Annotated in this window: 22 protein-coding genes; 9 read left to right on the forward strand and 13 right to left on the reverse strand. The window is 61.6% G+C overall.

The genetic code is table 11. The annotated features are described in order from the left end of the window. Positions 1–185 precede the first annotated feature (185 nt). Together B9G99_RS04375 and rpiB are read right to left on the reverse strand one after the other, a co-directional pair. Complete coding sequence (locus tag B9G99_RS04375) at positions 186–1,166, reverse strand: sugar-binding transcriptional regulator (protein WP_086620904.1); 981 nt, start codon at positions 1,164–1,166, stop codon at positions 186–188. A gap of 176 nt (positions 1,167–1,342) precedes the next feature. After that, a complete protein-coding gene (gene rpiB, locus B9G99_RS04380; protein WP_086620905.1) occupies positions 1,343–1,819 on the reverse strand; it encodes a ribose 5-phosphate isomerase B in 477 nt (158 codons plus the stop codon). 407 nt (positions 1,820–2,226) lie between these two features. Between rpiB and B9G99_RS04385 the strand changes: the two genes are divergently transcribed. From B9G99_RS04385 to tkt, 3 genes are all read left to right on the forward strand, one after another. After that, positions 2,227–3,942 (forward strand): dihydroxyacetone kinase family protein, encoded by a 1,716-nt coding sequence (locus B9G99_RS04385; protein WP_086620906.1) that lies wholly within the window; start codon positions 2,227–2,229, stop codon positions 3,940–3,942. Positions 3,943–3,976: 34 nt separating this feature from the next. Further along, entirely contained in the window at positions 3,977–4,744 is a 768-nt protein-coding gene (locus B9G99_RS04390) for a triose-phosphate isomerase family protein (protein WP_086620907.1), read from the forward strand. Between the two features lie 200 nt (positions 4,745–4,944). Next, positions 4,945–6,942: a transketolase gene (gene tkt / locus B9G99_RS04395; RefSeq protein WP_086620908.1), complete on the forward strand. Its 1,998-nt coding sequence runs from the start codon at positions 4,945–4,947 to the stop codon at positions 6,940–6,942. Positions 6,943–7,076: 134 nt separating this feature from the next. On the opposite strand, the gene B9G99_RS04400 is transcribed toward tkt, so the two are convergent. Further along, positions 7,077–8,129 carry a class I fructose-bisphosphate aldolase gene (locus tag B9G99_RS04400; RefSeq protein WP_086620909.1) on the reverse strand — a complete coding sequence of 351 codons (1,053 nt, stop codon included), beginning with the start codon at positions 8,127–8,129 and terminating at the stop codon, positions 7,077–7,079. Between the two features lie 425 nt (positions 8,130–8,554). Here B9G99_RS04400 and B9G99_RS04405 point away from each other — a divergent pair, with 425 nt between their 5' ends. Both B9G99_RS04405 and B9G99_RS04410 read left to right on the forward strand, forming a co-directional pair. Then, positions 8,555–9,718 (forward strand): phosphoglycerate kinase, encoded by a 1,164-nt coding sequence (locus B9G99_RS04405; RefSeq protein WP_086620910.1) that lies wholly within the window; start codon positions 8,555–8,557, stop codon positions 9,716–9,718. A 157-nt stretch (positions 9,719–9,875) separates the two neighbouring features. Then, positions 9,876–10,319 carry a hypothetical protein gene (locus B9G99_RS04410; RefSeq protein ID WP_086620911.1) on the forward strand — a complete coding sequence of 148 codons (444 nt, stop codon included), beginning with the start codon at positions 9,876–9,878 and terminating at the stop codon, positions 10,317–10,319. Between the two features lie 36 nt (positions 10,320–10,355). Here B9G99_RS04410 and B9G99_RS04415 read toward each other — a convergent pair whose 3' ends face one another. From B9G99_RS04415 to B9G99_RS04425, 3 genes are all read right to left on the reverse strand, one after another. Further along, entirely contained in the window at positions 10,356–12,122 is a 1,767-nt protein-coding gene (locus tag B9G99_RS04415) for a methyl-accepting chemotaxis protein (protein ID WP_086620912.1), read from the reverse strand. 170 nt (positions 12,123–12,292) lie between these two features. After that, positions 12,293–13,072, reverse strand: a complete 780-nt coding sequence (locus B9G99_RS04420; protein ID WP_227875924.1) for a M23 family metallopeptidase — start codon at positions 13,070–13,072, stop codon at positions 12,293–12,295. A 111-nt stretch (positions 13,073–13,183) separates the two neighbouring features. Beyond that, the gene (locus tag B9G99_RS04425) at positions 13,184–13,993 is read right to left on the reverse strand and encodes a TraX family protein (protein WP_086620913.1); all 810 of its coding nucleotides are present in this window, start codon (positions 13,991–13,993) and stop codon (positions 13,184–13,186) included. Between the two features lie 88 nt (positions 13,994–14,081). On the opposite strand from B9G99_RS04425, the gene B9G99_RS04430 reads away from it, so the two are divergent. After that, on the forward strand, positions 14,082–15,116 hold the full coding sequence (locus tag B9G99_RS04430; RefSeq protein WP_086620914.1) for an oxidoreductase: 1,035 nt from the start codon (positions 14,082–14,084) through the stop codon (positions 15,114–15,116). A gap of 15 nt (positions 15,117–15,131) precedes the next feature. On the opposite strand, the gene B9G99_RS04435 is transcribed toward B9G99_RS04430, so the two are convergent. From B9G99_RS04435 to B9G99_RS16825, 6 genes are all read right to left on the reverse strand, one after another. Continuing rightward, positions 15,132–16,607: a protein adenylyltransferase SelO gene (locus B9G99_RS04435; RefSeq protein WP_086620915.1), complete on the reverse strand. Its 1,476-nt coding sequence runs from the start codon at positions 16,605–16,607 to the stop codon at positions 15,132–15,134. 135 nt (positions 16,608–16,742) lie between these two features. Next, positions 16,743–17,717, reverse strand: a complete 975-nt coding sequence (locus tag B9G99_RS04440; RefSeq protein WP_086620916.1) for a metal ABC transporter solute-binding protein, Zn/Mn family — start codon at positions 17,715–17,717, stop codon at positions 16,743–16,745. 45 nt (positions 17,718–17,762) lie between these two features. After that, complete coding sequence (locus B9G99_RS04445) at positions 17,763–18,644, reverse strand: metal ABC transporter permease (RefSeq protein WP_227875925.1); 882 nt, start codon at positions 18,642–18,644, stop codon at positions 17,763–17,765. Further along, positions 18,641–19,408 carry a metal ABC transporter ATP-binding protein gene (locus tag B9G99_RS04450; RefSeq protein WP_086620917.1) on the reverse strand — a complete coding sequence of 256 codons (768 nt, stop codon included), beginning with the start codon at positions 19,406–19,408 and terminating at the stop codon, positions 18,641–18,643. The genes B9G99_RS04445 and B9G99_RS04450 overlap by 4 nt, the downstream gene beginning before the upstream one ends. Beyond that, positions 19,405–19,539 (reverse strand): hypothetical protein, encoded by a 135-nt coding sequence (locus tag B9G99_RS17155; RefSeq protein ID WP_257789367.1) that lies wholly within the window; start codon positions 19,537–19,539, stop codon positions 19,405–19,407. Before B9G99_RS17155 ends, B9G99_RS04450 begins: the two co-directional genes overlap by 4 nt. A 190-nt stretch (positions 19,540–19,729) precedes the next feature. Next, a complete protein-coding gene (locus B9G99_RS16825) occupies positions 19,730–20,017 on the reverse strand; it encodes a DUF4235 domain-containing protein (protein ID WP_086620919.1) in 288 nt (95 codons plus the stop codon). 138 nt (positions 20,018–20,155) lie between these two features. Here B9G99_RS16825 and B9G99_RS04465 point away from each other — a divergent pair, with 138 nt between their 5' ends. Further along, a complete protein-coding gene (locus tag B9G99_RS04465; RefSeq protein WP_086620920.1) occupies positions 20,156–20,827 on the forward strand; it encodes an alpha/beta hydrolase in 672 nt (223 codons plus the stop codon). Here B9G99_RS04465 and B9G99_RS04470 read toward each other — a convergent pair. Further along, positions 20,824–21,744, reverse strand: a complete 921-nt coding sequence (locus B9G99_RS04470; RefSeq protein WP_227875926.1) for a LysR family transcriptional regulator — start codon at positions 21,742–21,744, stop codon at positions 20,824–20,826. The genes B9G99_RS04465 and B9G99_RS04470 overlap by 4 nt on opposite strands. A 106-nt stretch (positions 21,745–21,850) precedes the next feature. Between B9G99_RS04470 and B9G99_RS04475 the strand changes: the two genes are divergently transcribed. Together B9G99_RS04475 and B9G99_RS04480 are read left to right on the forward strand one after the other, a co-directional pair. Next, the gene (locus B9G99_RS04475) at positions 21,851–23,227 is read left to right on the forward strand and encodes an acyclic terpene utilization AtuA family protein (RefSeq protein ID WP_086623284.1); all 1,377 of its coding nucleotides are present in this window, start codon (positions 21,851–21,853) and stop codon (positions 23,225–23,227) included. Positions 23,228–23,238: 11 nt separating this feature from the next. Further along, positions 23,239–23,601, forward strand: a complete 363-nt coding sequence (locus B9G99_RS04480; protein ID WP_086620922.1) for an AtuA-related protein — start codon at positions 23,239–23,241, stop codon at positions 23,599–23,601. Positions 23,602–23,607 lie beyond the last annotated feature (6 nt).

Raw genomic sequence — 23,607 nt, forward strand, 5'->3', positions numbered from 1 at the left:
CCATTTGAAAAAGATGAATTTTTAGAGCAATTCGGTGCCAGATAAGACTAAAGAAGCCAGGCATGTAGCCTGGCTTCAAAGATCATTGATATAGAGATGGGAAAGGGAAAAAGGCAGAATTTGACGGCTGCCGGCCATCAGGACCGGGCGCTGGAAAGGAGCATCAACGAGAAACGAACGAGGATTTATTCCTCGTCGCGGGCGCGGGTGGCCTCATCCAGATGCAAAATGGTATGTGCATTGGTAGCGCTGGTGGCGAGCACATCAATAACGCCAGTGCGCAGCGCGCCGAGTATACCGGCGGCCTTGGTGCTTTCGCTGGCGATTGCAATGACCTCGGGAATACGCGCCAGATCCGCAATGGTCAGTCCGATGACGCGGCCCTGCATGGGGGTGGTAGAGGCGCGACCGTTCAGATCAATGAAGTCATAGCCCATCATGTCGCCAACCGTGCCGGACAGGCGTGCCTCGGCAATTTCCTGCGGCGAGAACCAGCCCATACGCACCATGTTGCTGTCTTCCGACAGATCCCCCACGCCAATCATGGCGATATCGGCCCGCCGGGCGCGATCCAGGGTCTGACGTACGGTGGGATTTTCCAGCATGGCATCACGAAGCTCGGTACTGGCCACCATGGCCGGGGCATAAAGCGTTTCGCTCTCGCCGCCGAATCTGGCCGCCAGACGCCGACAGATATGATCGGGATTCATGTATTCCCCGGCACGCAGCGAGCCACCAATGGCGCAGATGAAGGAACACTGCCGGGTATGCTGGGTAAAGACGTTATCGGCCACGGTGCCGACGTTGCGCCCCATGCCGACCGCTACCATGGTGCCATCCTGCAGTGTTCTCGAAAGATGATCTGCCACCAGGCTCGAAACTTCATGACGCTGCTGTTCGGCATCGGCGCAGTCAAGTGCAATCAGTGCCCGACGGATGCCAAAGCGCTGAATCAGCGCCTGCTCGATTTCAGCGGCCACCGATGGGTGGTGACGCACCCGTACATCAACGATGCCTTCGGCCTGAGCACGCTTGAGCATGCGCCCGACCTTGATGCGTGACATGCCCATGCGCCCGGCGATCGCTTCCTGGGTTTCGCCCTGCATGTAATACCGGCTGGCAATCTCGGTCATCAGCGCGATATCGGGGTCGGCACGCTCGTTCATGGGGTCTCCGGATATGGCGCGTTGGTGTCATGAAGGCGGGAAGATACCTGCAAGTGCCGCCCATGTCACAGCGGGTTATCCAAAATAAGCACCTGAAAAAGGGGCTGTACGTCCGTTGATCGTACAGCCCCATCACATCGGCTCGGCGCGAGCGCCCTTGCCTTTTCAGACAGGGATCACGCCTTGCCGCCCTGTTCCTGCTCATAGGCCTTGATGCGATCGACCTTGGCCTGCGAGCCACCGCCGCTGAACTCGCTCTCAAGAAAGGACTCGGCAATCTTCTTGGCAAGCTCGACGCCGATCACACGGGCACCCATGGTCAACACCTGTGCATCATTGCTTTTGCGTGCGCGCTCGGCGGAATAGGTGTCATGCGCCTGTGCGGCACGAATGCCCGGCACCTTGTTGGCCGAGATGGCCACGCCAATCCCCGTGCCACAGATCAGAATGGCGCGATCGACCTTGCCGTCCTTGACCGCGTGAGCAGCGGCAAAGGCGATATCAGGATAGAGCACCGGTTCGGCATTGTAGGTACCGAAGTCCTCGACCTCGTGACCCAGCGAACGCACGTGCTCTACCATGGCCTGCTTCATGTCATAAGCGGCTTCATCACATCCGAGTGCAACCCGAAGCCTTTTGGTCTCTACTGTCATGATCTCTCCTGGTGAATTGTCACCGTCTGCGTTGACACCCGTCTAGGGTACGCCCCACCGATCATATGAACAAAACATATTCATATGAAAAATATTCTGGTTCATACCATTCGCGCCAAAAACCACCCTCAAAAGCCGACAATATCACTCATCAACGAACAAATGCGCCGTGACACCCCCGACCAAAGGCGATATTAAAACCAAAGTCTCATGCGAACACATCGTGCTCGGCGCTAATATGGCCTGAATGTTTCTAACAAATGTACATGTCAGGATCATATTATCGTTCTGACGATTTCCTGTTCGAGTGCGTCTCGCACGCGAGGGGGAGAGAGGTATCGAATGCTGCTTGAGCACAAGGCTGCGCGATATCTGATCATTGTCGCCTTATCAGGAGTACGCCCGTCATGACACGCCTTTTCAACGATCCCGTTGCCTTTGTTGACGAAGCCACCGAAGGCTTTGTCGCGGCTCACGCTCACCAGGTGCGCCAGGTGCCCGGCGGCGTCATCCGCAGCACCAAAAGCGAACCGAACACCGTCGCGGTCGTGATCGGCGGCGGCTCGGGCCACTACCCCGCCTTTTGCGGCCTGGTCGGCCAGGGACTGGCACACGGGGCGGCCATGGGTAACCTGTTTGCTTCACCTTCGGCCCAGCAGATCTATTCGGTCGCTCGTGCCGCCAACAACGGCGCCGGTGTACTGCTGAGCTATGGCAACTATGCCGGTGACGTGCTGCATTTCGGCCAGGCGCGCGACCGTCTGATCAGCGAAGGCATTCCATGCGAGATGGTCAAGGTCATCGATGACGTCTCCAGCGCCAGTCTCGAAGAGATTCAGAAACGTCGCGGCATTGCCGGCGACCTGACCGTGTTCAAGATCGCCGCCGCCGCCGCCGAAGCCGGCTACTCGCTTGAAGACGTGGTCCGCGTGGCGGAAGCGGCCAACCTGCGTACCCGCTCCTTTGGCGTGGCCTTTGATGGCTGCACCCTGCCCGGTGCCGATGACGCGCTCTTTCACGTGCCGGAAGGCAAGATGGCCGTCGGTCTCGGTATCCACGGCGAGCCCGGCATCAGCGAGCAGGACATCCCCACCGCCGATGAGCTGGCCGAAATCCTGGTCAAGCGGCTGCTCGAAGAGCTGCCTGAAGGCGTGGACAGCGCCAAAGGGGCACGGGCCTCGGTACTGCTCAACGGTCTGGGCACAGTCAAGTACGAAGAGCTGTTCGTGGTCTATCGCCGCGTCAATCAGCTGCTGCAGGACGCCGGTCTTGAAATTGTCGAGCCCGAAGTGGGGGAACTGGTCACCAGTCTCGACATGGCTGGTGCTTCACTGACCCTGTTCTGGCTCGACGACGAGCTTGAGAAGTTCTGGGCAGCCCCCTGCGACACGCCGGCCTATCGCAAGGGCAGCGTCGTCAGTGTCGAGCAGCTCGATGCAGCAGAACTCGATATTCCCGACCCGGACGCCATCCCTGACGCCACGGAAGAATCGAAGGAAGCCGCGGCAAAGGTGCTGGCGGCACTCGAAGTCACCTATCAGGTGATTGAAGAAAACGAAGAGGAATTCGGCCGCATCGATGCGGTCGCCGGCGATGGCGATCACGGCATCGGCATGGCCCGCGGCGGCAAGGCAGCCCTTGAAAAGGGTCGCGAGGTGAAAGAGCGCGGCGCCGGCGCCGGCTCACTGCTGCGAATGGCAGGCGATGCCTGGGCTGACAAGGCCGGCGGCACCTCGGGTGCGATCTGGGGCTCGGCGCTGCATTCACTGGCCATGGCCATCGGCGACGAGAAAAGGCCCGATGCTGCTCGCATTGCTCAGGGCGTGCGGGACGCACGCGACAACATCATGCACTTTGGCAAGGCAAAGGTCGGCGACAAGACGCTGGTCGACGTGCTGGTTCCCTTTAGCGAGGTGTTGACCGAGCGTGTCGAGGCCGGCGACGACCTGAAAACGGCCTGGCAGGCCGGGGCCGAGCGTGCCGAGCAGGCGGCGAAGGAGACGGCCGACCTGGTGCCGAAGATCGGTCGTGCCCGCCCGCTGGCAGAAAAGAGCAAGGGGACGCCGGATGCCGGCGCCGTCTCGCTGTCCATGATCATCCGCGCCGTGGTCGATGTGCTCTAGGCGATCACTCACGATTCAACCACTGGAGAAAGACATGGCCGCACCCCTGCTCATCGGCACCAGCCTCAAGATGTACTTTGGCTATCAGCAAACGCTGGACTGGTGTCGTCAGGTGGCCGACATTGCCCGACAGCACCCCGCCGTCACGCAGGGGCATGCCACGCTGTTCGTCATGCCCTCGTTTCCAGCCCTGGCGCCGGTGCTTGAGATCATGCGCGACACCGGTATCCGCATCGGGGCGCAGAATCTTTCCGACCAGCCGCCTGGTGCCTGGACCGGCGAGGTCAGCGCCGCCATGCTCGCCGAGATGGGCTGTCGCTGCGTGGAGGTCGGCCATGCCGAGCGTCGGCGTCATTTTCATGAGGATGAAACGCTGATTGCTGCCAAGACCGCGCAGGCGATCGCAAATGGGCTCTCTCCCGTCCTGTGCGTGGGAGAGGTGGAGGAAGGGGACCCGGACATTGCGGCCAGCGAGTGCATCCGTCAGGTAGAGAGTGCGCTGACGGATGTCCCACGGCCCAGAGAAACAGATCTGATCGTGGCCTACGAGCCCCACTGGGCCATCGGCGCCAGCCAGCCGGCACCGAGAGAGCACATCAGCGCCGTGTGCATCAAGCTTCAGGCCTGGCTGGACGGCCATGGCGGCGGGCGCGTCATATATGGCGGCAGCGCAGGGCCGGGCCTGCTGTCCCGTCTGGATGGCAGCGTTCAGGGCATGTTTCTGGGCCGTTTCGTGCATGACGCACACGCCTTCAGAGAGATTCTTGATGAGGTCATGACGCTTCATGAGGCGTCCCGCTAGCCCATGCCTGGAGTCTGACTCACCAATTTCAGCACGCCCTTCTTGATACCAGGGGGGCGACATCACCATTTCATGCAGCTACTCTTGGCGAATAAAGATGTGCGACATCGATGCAGGCGCTGGCCGCATGCCGCCCTGATTTCGGTCGATGGCACCAATGTCCCTTTCACTACCACCATCAGGCAGGAGTTCACCAAGATATGACCTCGCGTCGTCACCTCGCCAATGCCATCCGTGCACTTTCGATGGATGCCGTGCAAAAGGCCAACTCCGGCCACCCGGGCATGCCGATGGGCATGGCTGACATCGCAGAAGTGCTCTGGAACGATCACCTCAGACACAATCCGGCCAACCCGGACTGGGCTGAGCGCGACCGCTTCATTCTCTCCAACGGCCACGGCTCGATGCTGCACTATTCGCTGCTGCACCTGACCGGCTATGACCTGCCGATGGAAGAACTCAAGAACTTCCGTCAGCTGGGCTCAAAGACCCCTGGACACCCGGAACACGGCTATACCCAGGGTATCGAGACCACCACCGGGCCGCTGGGTCAGGGTCTGGCCAACGCCGTCGGCATGGCAGTCGCTGAACGTACACTGGCCGCCCAGTTCAATCGTGACGGTCACGACATCATCAATCACCGCACCTGGGTCTTCGCCGGTGACGGCTGTCTGATGGAAGGCATCAGCCATGAGGCCTGCTCGCTGGCCGGCACGCTGGGTCTGGGCAATCTGGTCGTGTTCTATGATGACAACGGCATCTCGATTGATGGCGAAGTCGAAGGCTGGTTCACCGACGATACCGCTACCCGCTTTGAGGCCTATCACTGGAACGTCATCCGTGACGTCGACGGCCACGATGCCGAGCAGATCGACGCCGCCATCCGTGAAGCCAAGGAAGTCACCGACAAGCCGACGCTGATCATCTGCAAGACCGTGATCGGCTTTGGTTCGCCCAACAAGGCGGGCAAGGAAGAAAGCCACGGTGCAGCGCTGGGCGAAGAAGAAGTCGAAGCCGCACGCAAGCAGCTGGGCTGGGAATACGGCGCGTTCGAAATTCCCGACGATATCTACAAGGCGTGGGATGCCCGCGACAAGGGCCAGCAGCTCGAAGACGAGTACAAGCAGAAGATGGCCGCCTATGAAAAGGCCCATCCGGAACTCGCCAGGGAACTTCAGCGCCGCTACGACGGCAAGCTGCCGGAGAACTTTGACGGCGATGCCCTGATCAAGCGTGCTCAGGAAAAATCCGAAACCACCGCCTCGCGCAAGGCATCCCTTGGTGTGCTCAACGAGCTGGCGCCGGAGCTGCCTGAACTCTTCGGTGGCAGTGCCGACCTGGCACCGTCCAACCTGACCCTGTGGAAAGGCGCCAAGGCCGTCAGCAAGGACAACTTCAACGGCAGCTACCTGCACTATGGTGTACGTGAGTTCGGCATGGGCGCGATTGCCAACGGCATCGCCACCCACGGCGGCTTCATCCCCTATGACGCCACCTTCCTGGTGTTCATGGAGTACATGCACAACGCTGTACGCATGTCGGCCCTGTCGCACACCCGCATCCTGCACATCTTCACCCACGACTCCATCGGTCTGGGCGAGGACGGCCCGACGCACCAGCCGGTCGAGCAACTGGCCGATCTACGCAACCTGCCGGGTCTGGCCACATGGCGCCCCTGTGACGCCACCGAAACCGCAGCCTCCTGGGTGGAAGGTCTGATGCGTGAAACCGGCCCCACGGCGCTGATCTTCTCGCGTCAGGACCTGCCGGCCCAGTCTCGCAACGACGAGCAGCTCAAGAACATCCGCCGCGGTGGCTACGTCCTCAAGGACGCCGAAGGCGGCCAGCCGGACCTGATCCTGATCGCCACCGGCTCCGAAGTGGGTCTGGCGATGGACGCTGCCAAGGAACTCGAAGGCAAGGGCCAAAAGGTTCGTGTGGTCTCCATGCCCTGCACTATCCAGTTCGATGAGCAGGACGAGTCGTATCGCGAGTCCGTACTGCCCAATGCCGTGCGCAAGCGCATGGCGATCGAAGCCGCCATTCCGTCGACCTGGTACAAGTACGTCGGTCTCGATGGTCATGTGTTTGGCATGACCACCTACGGCGAATCCGGCAAGGCGGGTGATCTGTTCAAGCACTTCGGCTTTACCGTTGAGAAGGTGGTCGAGCGCGCAGAGCAGATGCTCAAGGCATAATCCGTCAGGGTGCCGGATGGCCTGCGCTGTCCGGCACTTCGCAGGCGTTTCATGTCCTGAAGTAACCGCTGAAAACAAAAAAGGGCCCGGCAATTGCCGGGCCCTTTTGCGTCTCGAACGTTAGAACATCTCCATCAGGCGATGGTGACATCCTTGTCGAGATAGACATCCTGAATGGCATTCAGCAGGGCCACGCCCTCTTCACGCGTCTTCTGGAACGCCTTGCGGCCGGAAATCAGACCCATGCCACCGGCACGCTTGTTGATGACGGCAGTACGGACCGCTTCACCCATGTCGGAATGGCCCTTGGAGCCACCACCGGAGTTGATCAGTCCGGCACGGCCCATGAAGCTGTTGACGACCTGATAGCGCGCCCAGTCGATCGGGTTATCGCTGACAAGCTCGTCATAAATACGGTCATGGGTATGACCGAAGCCGACCGCACGATAGCCACCGTTGTTCTCCGGCAGCTTCTGCTTGACGATATCGGCATTGATGGTCGCGGCCAGATGCACGGCCTGACTGGTGAGGTCAGAAGAGACGTGATAGTCGACGCCGTTTTTCTTGAACTCGGGGTTACGCAGGTAGGACCACAGTACGGTCACCATGCCCAGCTCATGCGCCCGCTCGAACGCTTCGCTGATTTCCTGAATCTGGCGACGGCTTTCCGGCGAACCGAAGTAGATGGTGGCACCAACCGCGACACAGCCCATGTCATGGGCCTGCTCGACCTGCGCAAACAGCGTCTGGTCGTAGATGGCCGGATAGGTCAGCGTCTCATTGTGGTTGAGCTTGACCATCATCGGGATGCGGTGTGCATAGCGACGCGCCACGGAGGACAGCACACCCAGCGTGGAGGCCACGCAGTTGCAGCCGCCATCAATGGCCAGCTCAACGATGTTTTTCGGGTCAAAATACTGCGGATTGGGCGCAAAGGAAGCGCCTGCCGAGTGCTCGATGCCCTGATCGACCGGCAGCATGCTGACGTAGCCCGTGCCGCCGAGTCGACCATGGTTGAAGATTGTCTGCATGTTACGCAGTACGTGCGGTGAGCGGCTGCTGTCCATCATGACCCGATTAACGAAGTCGGGACCAGGCAGGTGCAGGTCCTCTTTCTTGAAACCGGCACAGGTATGGTTCAACAGGCTATCCGCTTCCTCTCCCAGCAGCCTGGCGATATCTGTCATTATCTTCATCCTCTTTTCTACGAAAGATTTTGCATTGCCGCCGGCCAATACCGAGGCTCGAACAGCATAAGCAACTATACGTTGCAGTTCATGTCATGTTTTGTCAGTAGTATTCAAGCATGAAGGGATCTGCACTGCATGCCTGTCATGGACGACCTCTTGCTCAGGGCCGCCATGACTGGCTCCCATTGTGAGACGACAACGCCACCGACCACTTGACCGCGATGCGCGCTGTCACCGACCTATAGACGAAAGTCTCATGCGCATGACCGCACTCCGACAGTCAATAATGGCGCCCGGCGTGGCTGTCTTCGCTTTCCGTGTCCCTGCTATGCTGAAAGATGTTCCAACCGGCCCTGGAAACACTGCAGAGCCACGACCACCGCCCAATGACGACCACTTATCATTAATACGGGAGTAGCGACATGACTGTGCGCAAGATGTCCGAGCTGAACCTCGCCGGCCAGCGCGTCCTGATTCGTCAGGACCTCAACGTGCCGATCAAGGATGGAAAGGTCACCTCGGATGCCCGCATTCGTGCCAGCCTGCCCACCATTCGCACGGCGCTTGAACAAAACGCTCGTATCATGCTGATGAGTCACCTGGGACGCCCCACTGAAGGGGAGCCCAATGATGAGGAGTCACTGGCCCCGGTGGCCAACCACCTGGGCGAACTGCTGGGCATGACGGTCCGTCTGGAGCGCGACTATCTGGAGCAGGACCCTGAGGTGCAGGAAGGAGAAGTTGTCCTGCTGGAAAACGTGCGCTTCAACAAGGGCGAGAAAAAGGATGACGAGACACTGGCGAAAAAATACGCCAGCCTCTGCGACATCTACGTGATGGATGCCTTCGGCACCGCCCACCGCGCCCAGGCCTCGACCCATGGTGTGGCCCGCTTTGCACCGGATGCCTGCGCCGGCCCGCTGCTCTCTTCGGAGCTGGACGCCCTTGAAAAGGCCCTGTCCAGTCCTAAGCGTCCGATGGTCGCCATCGTCGGCGGCTCCAAGGTCTCGACCAAGCTGGACGTGCTCAATGCGCTGTCCGAGAAATGTGATCAGCTGATCGTGGGCGGCGGCATCGCCAATACCTTCATCGCGGCCGCGGGCTATAACGTCGGCAAGTCGCTGTATGAAGCCGACCTGGTAGATCAGGCCAAAGCACTCATGGACAAGGTCAACGTGCCCCTGCCCATCGATGTGGTCGTGGCCACCGAGTTTTCCGACAAGGCCGAGGCGGTGACCCGCAACGTCGATGAGGTGCGCGATGACGAGATGATTCTCGATGTCGGCCCGCAGACCGCGCAGACCTACGCCGACGCCCTGCGCGAAGCCGGCACCATCCTCTGGAACGGCCCGGCCGGCGTGTTCGAAATCGAGCAGTTCAGTGCCGGAACGAAGGCCATGGCACACGCCATCGCCGACAGCAACGGCTTCTCGATCGCCGGCGGCGGTGACACCCTGGCAGCGATCGATCAGTTCGGCGTCACCGACCGGATCTCCTATATTTCCACCGGCGGCGGTGCCTTCCTCGAGTACGTGGAAGGCAAGACCCTGCCGGCCGTCAGCGCTCTGCGAGACGCCGTCAGATAACGGCTGACTCACATCGTTGAAAGACGACCTTTGAGAAACAGAAAGGAGGCCCTGTTCCAGCAACGAACAGGGCCTCTTTTGTAACACCTTTTTGCATGCATGTTTCCGTGGCACCCTCTCGGCGCTACACTGCGACAAAGTGCAAAACAGGCTCTCCATGAACAAACGACTCTTTTATGCCGGTAGCTGGCCCGATTCCGCCGCCCTGCTCGAAGGCGCCCTATGGGTAGGCTATGCCTGGAGCATTCAGTGGTCGCTGGTCCATCATCAGAGTCTGGTCTTTTTGCTGGCGACCCTTGTGGTGCTGGTCTGCGCACTGGCAACGCTCATGTGGCAGCCGCTGAAACTCACGCTGGCACGCTATCGGGTCAGAAAGCGGCGCACCGAAATGTGGATGCACATCCTCTACCCGCCGATGCTGCTCGCCCCACCGCTGTGGTGGCTGCTGGAGCGCCTGGTCGGCAACCTGCCCGACGCCCAGCAGTGGACGCTGGCCTGCCTGCTGATGACGGTCGGCTGGCTGGTCTTTCTGATCTCGCTTTTAATCAAGCGTCTGATCCGCCAGTACCGTCAGTCCTTGAACGATCACGCCGCAGACTGACGGCCAACCCGGAGGCTTTCCCGCCTCCAGATATCGTTAGAAGCTTTCCCACTCCTCGACCGCCGCATCTCTGGACGGGGCGCGTAAAGCGTCCGGTCGGGAGACTTTTCTTGCCGAAGTTTCCGTTTTCCGGACACCCGTTGAGGCTGATGACGGTCTCCTCGAGGCGACCTGCACCCGCGCCGGCTCGGCGGCCAGTGGGCTGTTCGCCATCGACTCAGACAGGCGAAAGAACGAGACGGTCTCGACCAGCGCCTGAGACTGCTGATACAGCCTACGAGAGGCTTCGCCGTTTTTCTCAACCATCAGCGCATTGTGTTGCGTGGTCTGATCAAGCTGACCGATGGCCTCACCCACCTGACTGACGCCGGTACTCTGTTCGGCGCTGGCGCGGCTGATGTCGCCCATGAGGTGGTGCACGCGCTTGATGGAGGTCACGACTTCCTCGATGGTCTGCCCGGCCTGGTCCACCAGCGCAGTCCCCTCCTCGGTACGGGTCACACTCTCCGAGATCAGCGCATTGATTTCACGCGCGGCTTCGGCGCTGCGACTGGCCAGGTTTCTCACCTCGCCGGCCACGACCGCAAAGCCACGGCCCTGCTCACCGGCACGGGCAGCTTCAACCGAGGCATTGAGCGCCAGAATATTGGTCTGAAAGGCGATGTTGTCGATGACGCTGATGATTTCCGAGATGCGCCGCGCACCGTCGTTAATGTCCTTCATGGTGACCACCACACTGCCAAACACTTCGCCGCTACGCTCGGCTACGCCGGCGGCCCTTGTGGCCAGCTGCTCGGCATCGCGGGCGTTATCGGCATTCTGGCGCACTGTGGCACTAAGCTCTTCCATGGCGGCCGCCGTCTGCTCCAGCGCACTGGCCTGCTGCTCGGTCCGCGAGGAAAGCTGAGTATTGCCCTGTTCGATGTGGCCACTGGCATGCGCCACCTCATGCGCCGAGCGACGCACATTGGCCACGGTCTCCTGCAGCCGGTCTGCCGTGCGGCTCAACGCGGCCATGATGCTGCGATCCCGATCCTCGTAAACCTTGCGTGTTGCATCCAGCTCGCCACGACCCAGCGCTTCGGCCAGCGCCCGAACGTCACCGGGTTCGGCGCCCAGGGTTTTCAAAAGCCCCCGCGTGATCAGCGTGGCAATCGCAATACCCAGCAGTACCGCCAGCGCGCACAGGGTAATCATGGTGGTCTGGAAGCCACCACTGATGCCGCGCACCACGACGGCCTCGGCATGATTCATGTCTTCCTGATAATCAATGAAGGCGTTGATCGAGGCCAGCCAGTCCACGAAGGCCGGGCGCGCCTGAGACAGCAGCAGGTTCCGGGCGCCCTCGATGTCACCATTGCGGCGCGCCTGAAGCACGCGCTCGATCAACGGCATGGTGCGATCATGCACGGCGTTGATGTTGGCCAGCAGGCTTTGATCCTCGGCCGTAAACTTCTGGGCGTCTGCTGCCATGGCAGCCATGCTCGCCGCAGCGGTCTGATAATCCGCCGTCAGTCTGTCGATCAGCGACGTGACCTGAGGCAGTTCGCTGTCGCTTACCAGCGTTGCATCTCTCAGCGCAATGGCGCGATCATGGACGCTGCCACGATAGTCGATGGCATGGCGCTGCTTGACGCTGTTCACGTCGTTGATGTGGGTCAGGCCACGATCAATGTCACCGACGCGCCAGACACCGATGGCCGTCAGCAGGACGATCAGAAAAAGAACCGTAGAGAAGCCGAGCATCATGCGAGTGCGAACGCGCATGTTCGAGAAGGTTGAAACGCCAGACGCCATCGCCATGTGATCACCTGTCTGTATTATCGCACTATTAATTAATACACTATTGATATGGACAGGAGTTATCGCCTTGCATCGACCTGACTTGAGCCATATGGGCGTTGAAATATCTTATGGCGGCGATAGTCACGCCAGAGATACAACGCCCGGGGCATCCCCGGGCGTAGAAGTGGCTATCGAGGCTCCAGCACCAGCAACGGATCAATGCGGGTATCAAACCAGTTCATGCCCCAGTGCAGATGTGGCCCGGTGGCACGTCCTGTCGCGCCTACTTCACCAATCACATCGCCCTGCGCCACGCGATCGCCCACCTGCACCTCCAGCTTCGACAGATGCAGAAAGTTGGAGCTGATGCCGTAACCGTGATCGATCAGCACCGTGCCGCCGGTCAGATACAGATCCGGATTGGCAAAGGTCACGATGCCGCCGGCTGGCGCCTTGACCGGCGTCCCGGTCGCGGCCGCAATATCCATGCCCGAATGTGCCGAGCCCGGCGTGCCGTTGTAGACGCGCTGATTGCCAAACCGTCCGCTGATGCGCCCTTTCACCGGCCAGATGAAGTCTTCGGTGAAATCGGTAATGCGCTCGTCACGCGTACGGGCCTGGCTCACGCCGGCCTGCTCGCGTCGAATGCGCTCGGCGATTTTCGGCGGTGGCGATACGGTCTTTGGCGGTACGCCGTTAATGCGCTCAACCGGGAAATCCCGCGGCGTTACCCGGATATCCACCGTGCGCGGCTGCCCGCCGGGCGGCGTCACGCTGACTTCGCTGTTACCCGCGGCATCCCGGCCGACCCCGAACACCACCGTACCATAGTCGGTCACGCCCAGCGTTCGTCCGGCATGCACCACCCGGCTGCCGGGCGGCACCCGCCCTATCACCATGCTCCCCTGCTGAACATGCTCGGGAAAGACAATCGGCACCTGCGTGTCAGCCGCGGCGGGGCCGCTCATCAACGCGCCTGCAAGCATCAAGGCCGGCAACAGGGCGAACCGAACGCGACGTGTACCGCGGGCCAATCTCATGACATCAGACAACATGGGTCACTCACTCTTTGAAGATGATCAGGTGGGCAGCAGATAGGGGAGATAAACGATCAGGGCGATCACGGCAAGATGGCCGGGATACCAGCCAAGCCACAGCCAGCGCGGCATGCGCACCACGCCCGGAATCCAGCGCGCCAGTCCCGCGGCGATGACCAGTACCACCAGCGTGGTCGAAAAGGCCACGCTCTTGCTGATGGTGTAAATATTAAGCTGTGCCGTGATCAGAAGAATCGGCACCCCGGCCAGCCACGCCCAGATGCGCGCCACGCCATGATCAAAGTGCTGATAGACCGCCATGGCCAGCATGAAGCCCGGCACCATCAAAATGCCGAAGCGGCCGTATTCAAGCAGCGGCCCGACCGTGTACCAGACGATAACGGAAAGTGCCACGGCAGCAGCGCTGATCATTCGAGCGCGCGTCTCACGAGGCGGCGACGTCAGCAGCTGTCGCAGCCAGGCACCCCAGACCAGCCCGAAGGCGAGCGTGAAGCAGACGTTGATCACCAGTACGCTGGAGTAACGCGGCATCAGCATATAGGGTAGCTGGGCGATCAAACCGATGACGAGGATGCGTCGCGCATAGCGCATGGGGTTACGGGTATCGAAAAGCCCGTGCCAGGCCACCATGGCGGCAAACAGCGGAAACGCCACTCGCCCGATGGTGGAACTCGCCCAGCCAAACTGCCAGGACAGTTCATTGGAGAGCGCATAGCGCACCACATGATCCACGGTCATGGAGATCAGGGCGAGCCACTTGCCCCAGTCCGTCCAGCGGGACAGGGTAGCCCGGGGCCGGGACACCGGGACCCCGGCGGTTGTATCGGTCATGCGCTCCATCCTTTGATCAGATTGGCAGAAGTCATTCACGGGTCGCGACTGGCGCGGCAAAAGCTCTCACAAGCAACGGAGACAGTCCATGCACTCCCCCATCAGAACCGTAATTATCGGCTTTGGACTGGTCGGGCGCGTCTTTCATGCGCCCCTGATTCGCCACACCCACGGCATGACCCTCAAGGGCGTGGTCTCCAGCCGGCCTGATGACGTTCACGCTGACCTGCCTGACATCGACGTCTACTCGACGCCCGATCAGGCCTTCAGTGATCCGGAGGTGGATCTGATCGTGATCGCCTCTCCCAACGACACGCACACCCAGCTTGCCATGGCCGCGCTCCAGGCCGGCAAGCACGTGGTGATCGACAAGCCCGTGTCTCTGGACGGCGAGGAGCTGGATCACATCACCACCTGCGCCCGCCATCATGACAGGGTTTTCAGCGTCTTCCAGAACCGCCGCTGGGATGCTGACTTTCTGACTCTCAAGGGGCTGCTGGAGGCCGGTCGGCTGGGCGACGTTACCCGCTGCCACCTGCACTTTGACCGTTTCCGCCCTGAAGTACGCGACCGCTGGCGCGAGCGCCCCGGCCCCGGCAGCGGCGCCTGGTATGATCTGGGCTCGCATCTGGCCGATCAGGCCGTAACGCTGTTTGGCACGCCGCGGGGCGTCTACGCCGATCTGGCCACGCTCAGACCGGGGGGCGGTGCAGTGGATTATTTCCACGTACTGCTGCGCTATGACCACCACCGAGTGGTGCTCTCAAGCCATGCCCTGAGCGCCCATGACGGACTGCGCTACGCCATCGACGGCACCCGTGCTTCCTGGATCAAGCACGGTATCGACACTCAGGAGCAGACCCTGCGCGACGGCGGCACACCGGGCCAGCCCGGCTGGGGCGAGGACCCGGTCCGCGGCGTGCTTTATCATGGCGACACCGGTGAGCGTGAACCCATTGATAACGCCCGGGGTGACTACCGCGCCTACTACGACAATATCGTCGCGCACCTTCAGGGCGAGGCCGAACTCGCCGTAACGCCCGAGCAGGCCCGCGAGGTCATGCGCGTGATCGACGCCGCGCACGAAAGCTGCGCCACCCGGTGCGAGGTCGTTCTCGACTAGCGCAGGCCCTCGGCATCAGGTGCCGCAGAAGGTGCGAAACACGGCTTCATCGGGCGCGGCCGGCAATGTCCAGGCCTCCCGCCCGGGCTGCTCGTCAAACGGATGGGCGAGAATCTCGCGCAGCGTCTCAAACGGTGCAAAATCGCCCTCGACGGCTGCGCTCAGCGCCTGCTCGACCTGGTGGTTACGTGGAATGTAGAGCGGGTTGACCGCCTGCATGCGCCGGGCAGTTTCCTCACCGTTGCGGTCCTCGCGCGCCAGACGCTTGCGCCATTGCGGCAGCCATGCGCGAATGTCGGCGTCCTGCTCAAACAGCGCCAGCAGGGCGTCATCCCCTTGCTCACCGCGGGCACACTCGCCGAGCTGGCGAAAGGTCAGGGTGAAGTCGGCGCGTCCAACGCGCATGGCTTCCTGCAGCGCCTCGATCAACTCCTGATCACTGTCCTCTTCCTGTAAAAGTCCCAGCTTTTGTCGCATCACCCCAAGCCAGGCCTCCAGATATTGCTCGGAGAAGCCCTGCACCACTTCGGTGGCGCGCTCGATGGCTTGCTGCTCATCACTGTCAAACAGCGGCAGCATCGCCTCGGCCAGACGCGCCATGTTCCACTGCAGGATCACCGGCTGATTGACGTAGGCATAGCGCCCGTTGGTGTCGATCGAGCTGAACACGGTTTTCGGGTCAAAGCGTTCCATGAAGGCGCAGGGGCCGAAGTCGATGGTCTCGCCCGAGATCGAGGTGTTGTCGGTGTTCATCACGCCATGGATGAAGCCCACCCCCATCCAGCGTGCGACCAGCTCGGCCTGGCGCTGCTGAATCGCCTTCAAAAGGTTCAGATAGCGATCCTGCTCGCCGGCCCCTGCAAGCTCCGGATAGTGGCGCTCGATCACGTGATCGGCCAGCGTTTTGACGGCCTCGGCGTCGTGCCGCGAGCCAAAGTATTGAAAGGTGCCGACCCGGATATGGCTTGAGGCCACGCGCGTGAGTACCGCGCCCGGCTCCGGCATGCGCCGCATGACCCGTTCCCCGGTGGTCACCGCCGCCAGTGCCCGAGTGGTCGGAATGCCCATGGCATACATCGCCTCGCTGACCAGATACTCGCGCAGCACCGGCCCAAGCGGCGCACGCCCGTCCCCACCGCGCGAGAACGGTGTGCGCCCGGCGCCCTTGAGCTGAATGTCGCGCAGGCGACCGTCACGATCGGTCACTTCCCCCAGCAGCACCGCACGGCCATCACCCAGTCGCGGCGAAAAGCCGCCAAACTGGTGGCCGGCATAGGCCTGGGCCACGGGTTCTGCCCCCGGCGGCAGCTCATTGCCGGAGAACCAGTCGGTTGCCTGTTGCTCGTCAAAGGCGGACAGGTCAAAACCCAGCGTCTCGGCCAGCGTCTGATTGAAGGCGATCAATGCAGGCTGTTCGACGACCACCGGCGTAAAGGGCTCGAAAAAATGGGCGGGAAGCTTCGAATAGCGAAGCGTAAAGGTCGGAAACATGGTGACTCCAGCGGCAGACGCCGCGCGTTGATGAAATGATCCGTCCGGAGAAAAAGGGTAGAACATCCCTGACGCAAGAGCCCGGCACTCATTGAAGAGGCCGGGCTCCTGGCAAGCCGTCAGTGGCGTCTCACATCAGTCGTTTTGCTTCATGGCTTTCACCATTTGATCGACGTTAAAGCGGAACATGTCGATATAGGTCGCAGCCGGGCCATCGGATTCGGAAAGCGCACCTACGTAGAGCTCTCCGCCGGGTCTGGCGCCCACTGCATTGGCGATCTGCTCGACCAGCCGCGGATCGCTGGAGTTTTCGAAGAAGTAGCTGCCGATGTGCTCTTTTTTCATCTGGGTGATGAGACGGGCAACATCCTGCGCTGAGGCCTCGCTGTCGGTCGTGACTCCCAGTGGGGCCAGAAAGGTCACCCCGTAGCGGTCGCCGAAATAGCCAAAGGCGTCATGAGAGGTCAAAATCCTGCGCTGGCTTTCGGGAATGGCCTCGATCTGCGTTTTAGCGTACTCATCCAGCGACGCGAGTTCCTGCTTGTAGGCGTCCCCGTTGGCCCGATATTCATCGGCGCCGGCCGGATCGGCTTTCGACAGCGCCGCGACGATATTATCGACCCATACCTCGACATTGACCGGGCTGTTCCAGACGTGCGGATCAACCCCGTCGTGATGGTGATGGCCGCCATCGTCATCATGGTCATCGTGGCCATGGTCATGACCTTCACCATCATGCCCCTTGTCGTGGCTATCCTCTCCCATCTCGCGGGCATGAATGTTGTCGGAGACCACCACCGGCTGACCCTTGTAGCCGGAGGTCGCGATCAGACGATTCATCCAGCCTTCAAGGCCCAGTCCGCTCATGAACACCACATCGGCGTCACGCACCCGGCGCACGTCATTGGGTGTTGGTTCATAGGCATGCGGGTCACCGTTGGGCCCGATTAGACTCGACACCTCGACCCGGTCGCCGCCCACTTCACTGACCACATCGGCCAGCACGGTAAAGGTCGCCACCGCCTTGACGTCCGCGGCCTGGGCCACCGCCGCCGACAGCGGTGACAGTGCCAGCATGGCTGCTCCCGCCCACCAGACTCTGATCTTCATGCATGCTCCCCGTTTGACAGTAAACCCTGATTCAAAACGCATGGCCTAGCCGGCCAGATGCGGTCGAGACAGGCGCTGGCGCACGATGCCCAGCCGCCCGAACAGAAACGACAGCAGATAAATCCCGCTCGCCGAGAGCACGATGGTCGGCCCTGACGCCACGCCGGTATGAAAGGAGATGTTGAGCCCGATAATGCCGGCCAGAAACGCCACCAGCATGGCACTGAACATCATGCCCGGCAGGCTCACCGCCCAGAAACGCGCGGCCACTGCCGGCAGCATCATCAAACCCACCGCCATGAGTGTGCCAAGGGACTGAAAGCCCGCCACCAGGTTGAGCACCACCAGCAATAAAAAGAGCACATGATAGAGATGGCCGCGCCCACCAACCGCGCGTAAAAACCCGGGGTCAAAGCACTCCATCACCAGCGGTCGGTAGATCAGCGCCAGCAGCACCAGCGTCAATGACGAGATGCCGGCAATCAGATAAAGCGCGTTCTGGTCGATGGCAAGAATGGTGCCAAAGAGCACGTGCAACAGATCCACGCTTGAGCCCTTGAGCGACACAATCAACACGCCCGCGGCCAGTGAGGTGAGATAGAAGCTGGCAAAGCTGGCGTCCTCGCGCACTGCGGTCGTACGGCTGACCAGCCCTGACAGCAGCGCCACCGCCAGCCCCACCACCAGACCACCCAGCCCCATTGCCGGCAGCGACAGGCCGGCGATCAGAAAGCCGACGGCAGCGCCCGGCAGCACGGCGTGGCTCATGGCATCGCCCACCAGACTCATGCGTCTGAGCATCAACAGCACGCCGACCGGGCCGGACCCCAGTCCCAGCGCCATGCAGGCCACCAGTGCCCGGCGCATGAAACCAAACTCGACAAAGGGGGCAAGCGTAGCGTCATAGGCCATCGTCACAATACTCATGCCTGCTCCTCATGCAGTTCACAGGTATGGGCATCTTCAAGCCACGACTCTTCCATCATGTTGGCCCGCTTCAGGTGGTGCGGCTGCAGCACCTCTTCGGTGGGACCCCAGGCAATGGCCTCACGCGCCATCAACAGCGTTTGTGGAAAGCACTGACGCACCTGGGACATGTCGTGCAATACGGCAATCACGGTACGGCCATGCTCGTGCCAGTGGCGGATCAGAGCCAACAGATCGCGGGTGGTGCGCTCATCAATGGCATTGAACGGCTCATCCAGCAGGATGACCGGTGCGTCCTGCAGCAGCAGACGGGCAAACAGTACGCGCTGGAACTGACCCGAAGAGAGTTCACTGATGCGCCGCTGCTCGAAGCCGGCCAGACCGACCTTATCAAGCGCGTCGAGCGCCCGGGCCACATCGCGGCGTTTCATGCCACCAAAGATGCCAAGACGGTGCCAGTCTCCCATGGCGACGGTATCGAACACGCTTAGCGGGAAGCTGCGATCGACTTCAGCAGCCTGGGGCAGGTAGCCATAGCGGCTGGCCGACATCCCGGCCCGGTCAATGCGGCCTTCGGATGGCGCCATGGTGCCGGTCAGCGCCTTGATCAGGGTCGACTTGCCGGCCCCATTGGGACCGATGATGGCCGTCAGGCTCCCGGCCTCGAAACTGCCGGTCACATGGTGAACCGCCGGGTGGCGCTGATAGGTAATCGTCAGGTTATCAAGATGAAGGGGCGCACCCTTGAGGTCAGGGCAGCTCATGGGACGGCCACCGCCCAGTGCACCATGGCCCAGAGTCCGACCAGTCCTGCCATGGCCAGCAGTAACCGCCAGCCCACCGAGGAGGCCAGCACCGAGCGCTGACAGCGCTTCATGGTTTGGTCATCGCGCACGCGCTCGGCGCCTGGCGAATCATTCGTGGAAGAAAGGTGACGAGACACAGTGTGATTCCATGACGATACGGTGCCGAGCGAACGACCGCTCGGCACCTGGGATGTTATAAAGTATCATCACATGTGATCTATGCCAGCGCAATCGCTCTGCGCCCTGCAGGACACCGACTTTAGACACGCGCCCTGATGATCAATCCTCGATCCGTGCCAGCAGCCGCTGACCGCGGCGTGAGCGCCGGGTCCGTCGCATGCCGGCAGAGGCCATTTTCCAGCCCACGATGCGGGCAGCGCCCACTGCCATGCCGCTGGCGGCGCCCCACAACAGCGCCTGACGCCACTCGACGTCATCGCGATCGGGATTGATGGGCGGGTCAAACACGCCGTGTCGAAAGGTCTTTTTCATGGCCTGACGCATGGCGATGCCGGTCGCCGCCGCCGTGGCAGTGCCCACAAGGGTCCAGAGGGTTTGAGATTTCATGACAGTTTTCCGTTCAAGGGGTCCATGACAACCCCTCAAGCCTGGTCGATCCCGCTGGATGCCACCAGTACCCATGGACAGCCCTGCCGCACTCGCGCACCATCCGGGGATCTTCATCAGCCCCGTACAGGACACCCCATGACCGAACAGCCCCCCGTCGTCGTCGAACCCGAGCATACCCCGGCCACTGCCGTGGTCATCATCCTGCACGGCCTTGGCGCCAGCGCACACGATTTCGACCCGCTGATTCCGGCGCTGTCGCTGCCCGACGACCTGGCGATTCGCTTTGTCTCGCCTCAGGCTCCCATGCTGCCGGTGACCGTCAACAACGGCATGACCATGCCGGCCTGGTATGACATCACCAGCATGGCGCTCAATCGCGAGATTGATGAACCCCAGCTCAAGGCCTCGGCAAAACGCATTCATCAGTTGATCGATGAGCAGATTGCCAGCGGCATCGACAGCCGCCGCATCGTGCTGGCCGGTTTCTCTCAGGGCGGCGCGGTCGCCTATGAAGCGGCCCTGACCTACCCCGAACCGCTGGCGGGCGTGCTGGCGATGTCGACCTACTTTGCCACCGCCGACAGCATCACAACGGATGAAGCCAATCGCGACACACCGATCGAGATCCATCACGGCAGCCAGGACCCGATCGTGGACGAAACGCTTGGCCGACGCGCTGCCGAACGTCTGACCGACATGGGTTACGAGGTGGAATACCGGACCTGGCCGATGGCGCACACCATCAGTGCCGATCAGGTCCCGGCCATTCGCCAGTGGCTGATCAAGCGACTCGGGAATCAGGATTAACCGGGGTTTTCAAGGCGCATGACCGTATGGCGCGCGCCTGCCCCCCGGCCGATGCTCTCCTCAAGCAACGTGGTGAAGGCTTCGATGACAGGCCCTGGCTGAACCGGGCGACGCCACAGGCAGCCGAGTTCGCGCGAGACACCCTTGACCCGATGCGTGGTGACTTCATCCCCCAGATTGAACACCTCAATGCATGACGCCGGCAGCAGGGTATAGCCCAGCCCTTCTCGCACCATGGCAATGGCGCTGCTCATCTGGGCCAGCTCCCAGCCCGGCACCAGTGACAGGCCCGCCTGCTTGAGCGCCCGGTCTGCCAGTGGACGAATGCTGGTGTGGGCGGTCAGGGCAATGTAGGGCAGCGTGTGCGAACAGGCCTGCCAGGACCGGCCAGCCCCTCTGCTGGCCGGAACCACGGCAATGAGTTCATCCTGCCAGAGAGGCTGAAAATCCAGCGCGCTGTCCGCCTCGGGTCGGGATGTCAGGCCGATATCCACGCTCGCGTCACATACCCATGTCTGTATGTCTCCTGCCAGACCATCGCGAACGCTGATGTCCACCTGGGGATGGCGCTCACAAAAACGTGCCATGACCCCGGGCAACAGGGAGGACGCCACCGACGGCAGCACCGCAAGGCGCAGGCGCCCCTGGCGCAGATGTGCCATGTCCCGGGCATCCGCCAGTGCCTGATCCATATCGGCCAGAATCCGCTGGGCATGGGCCAGAAAGTGTCGGCCGCCCGAGGTCAGCGTCACGCTTCGGGTATCACGCGTAAACAGGGCAATGCCCAGCAGTGTCTCGAGCTTTCTGATGGACGACGACAGGGCCGGCTGGGAAAGGTGAACGTATTCGGCAGCGCGGGTGAAGCTGCCCAGCTCCGCCACGCTGACAAAGGCCTGCAATTGCCGCCGTGCGAACATGCGCCGCTCCATAACCATTGCCGATAGGCTCATAAAATAAAGCAGCTGGTCATGTAAGCGGCACTACACCATGGTCAAAGGCCTCCTGATGAATGGACATGAGGCCATGACGGACACACGCCCGGATCAAACGACACTGCATATCGGTTATGGCGCCGGCTTTGCCGGCGATCGGCCACAGGCGGCGCTGGCACTGGCCCGGGACCTGGCCTCCCGTCATGGCCCTCGCTATCTGGCGCTTGAACTGCTTGCCGAACGCACGCTGGCCCAGTGTCAGCAAAGGCGCCATGACGATGAGCGCTCAGGCTACGCACTGCGACTATTTGACTTCCTTGAACCGATCCTTCCCATCTGTCTGGAAAGCCGAATTCCCGTCATCACCAACGGCGGTGCGGCCCATCCGGTGGCAGCCGCCTATCGCCTGCGCACCTGGCTTGACGCTCAGGGCTTTCACAACGCCCGCATTGCCTGCGTGCTCGGCGATGACCTTTTCGAGCAGCTGGGCACCACGCCCTCCCCGGACTGGCTGCCGGAGGATGTGGTGCTCGATGAAGTGGTCTCTTGCAATGTCTACATTGGCGCCGAGCGGATTCAGCAGGCGCTGGAAGAAGGCGCCGATATTGTGCTGTGCGGCCGCGTGGCCGACCCCTCGATGGCCGTTGGCGCCATTCGACACGGTCTGGGCTGGTCAGCCGATGACCCCGGGTTGACCGCCATTGCACTGGCGACCGGGCATCTGCTGGAGTGCTGCACCCAGATCACCGGAGGCTATTTTGCCGACCCGATCACCAACCCCATTCCCGATCCAGCGCATCCGGGCTGCCCAATCATCGAGCTGGGGGCAGAGGGCCAGCTGATCGTCACCAAAACCGCCGGCACCGGGGGAATGGTCAGTGCCCGCACCGTCAAGGAGCAGCTGCTCTATGAGATCCATGACCCGGCAGCCTATCTGACGCCGGATGGCGTGATGGACATCAGCCGGGCACAGGTCATCGATCACGGCGACAACCGGGTAGAAGTCCGCGGCATTCAGGGCCGGCCGGCCCCGGCCACCCTCAAGGGCAACCTGGGGCTTAAAGGCCTGTGGTTTGGTGAAGCCGGTATTTCCTATGCCGGCCCTCGCGCCCTGGCCCGAGCGCAACTGGCGCGCGAGATCGTGATGACCCGCGCCGCCGAACTGGCCCCGAATCTCGCACCACGGCTGGATATTGTCGGCTTTTGCAGTGTGCTCGGCGACGCCGGAGGCGCAGTCATCAGCCAACGCCCGGATATCGAGGATGGTGTCGATGACGCTCGCCTTCGCCTGGGGGTCGTGGATCGCGACCGCGGGGCCATTGAGGCGCTGCTTTACGATTTCGAGTCCCTCTATACCAACGGCCCGGCCGGCGGCGGCGGTATTCGCACCCATCTGGTCGAATCACTGCGTACCGAGGATTTTTTGATCGACCGTCACGCTGTTCCCACCTTCCTTGCCTGGTATTAAGGAGTCTCGCCATGCTCAACGCAGCCCCCGCCCCGTTATCCTCGGTGCTACTGGCGGATTACGCCCATGCCCGGGCCGGTGACAAGGGCAATCATCTCAATATTGCGGTGTTTATCTTTCAACCTGGCCATTACGACTGGCTCGTCGCCATGCTCACGCCTGAACGTGTCGCGGCCCATTTTCATGCCCGACGCCCTTCTGCCGTGCACTGCCATGCACTGCCAACGCTTGGTGGTCTCAACATCGTGCTGGAAAACGTGCTCGAAGGTGGGGTCAACCAGAGTGCCGGTCTGGATCGTCACGGCAAGACCCTGAGCTATCACCTGCTGGGGCTATACCTGCCCGCCCCCGCTGTCACGTCGCATCAACAATAAAAGCCA

Source organism: Kushneria konosiri (assembly GCF_002155145.1).
GTDB lineage: Bacteria > Pseudomonadota > Gammaproteobacteria > Pseudomonadales > Halomonadaceae > Kushneria > Kushneria konosiri.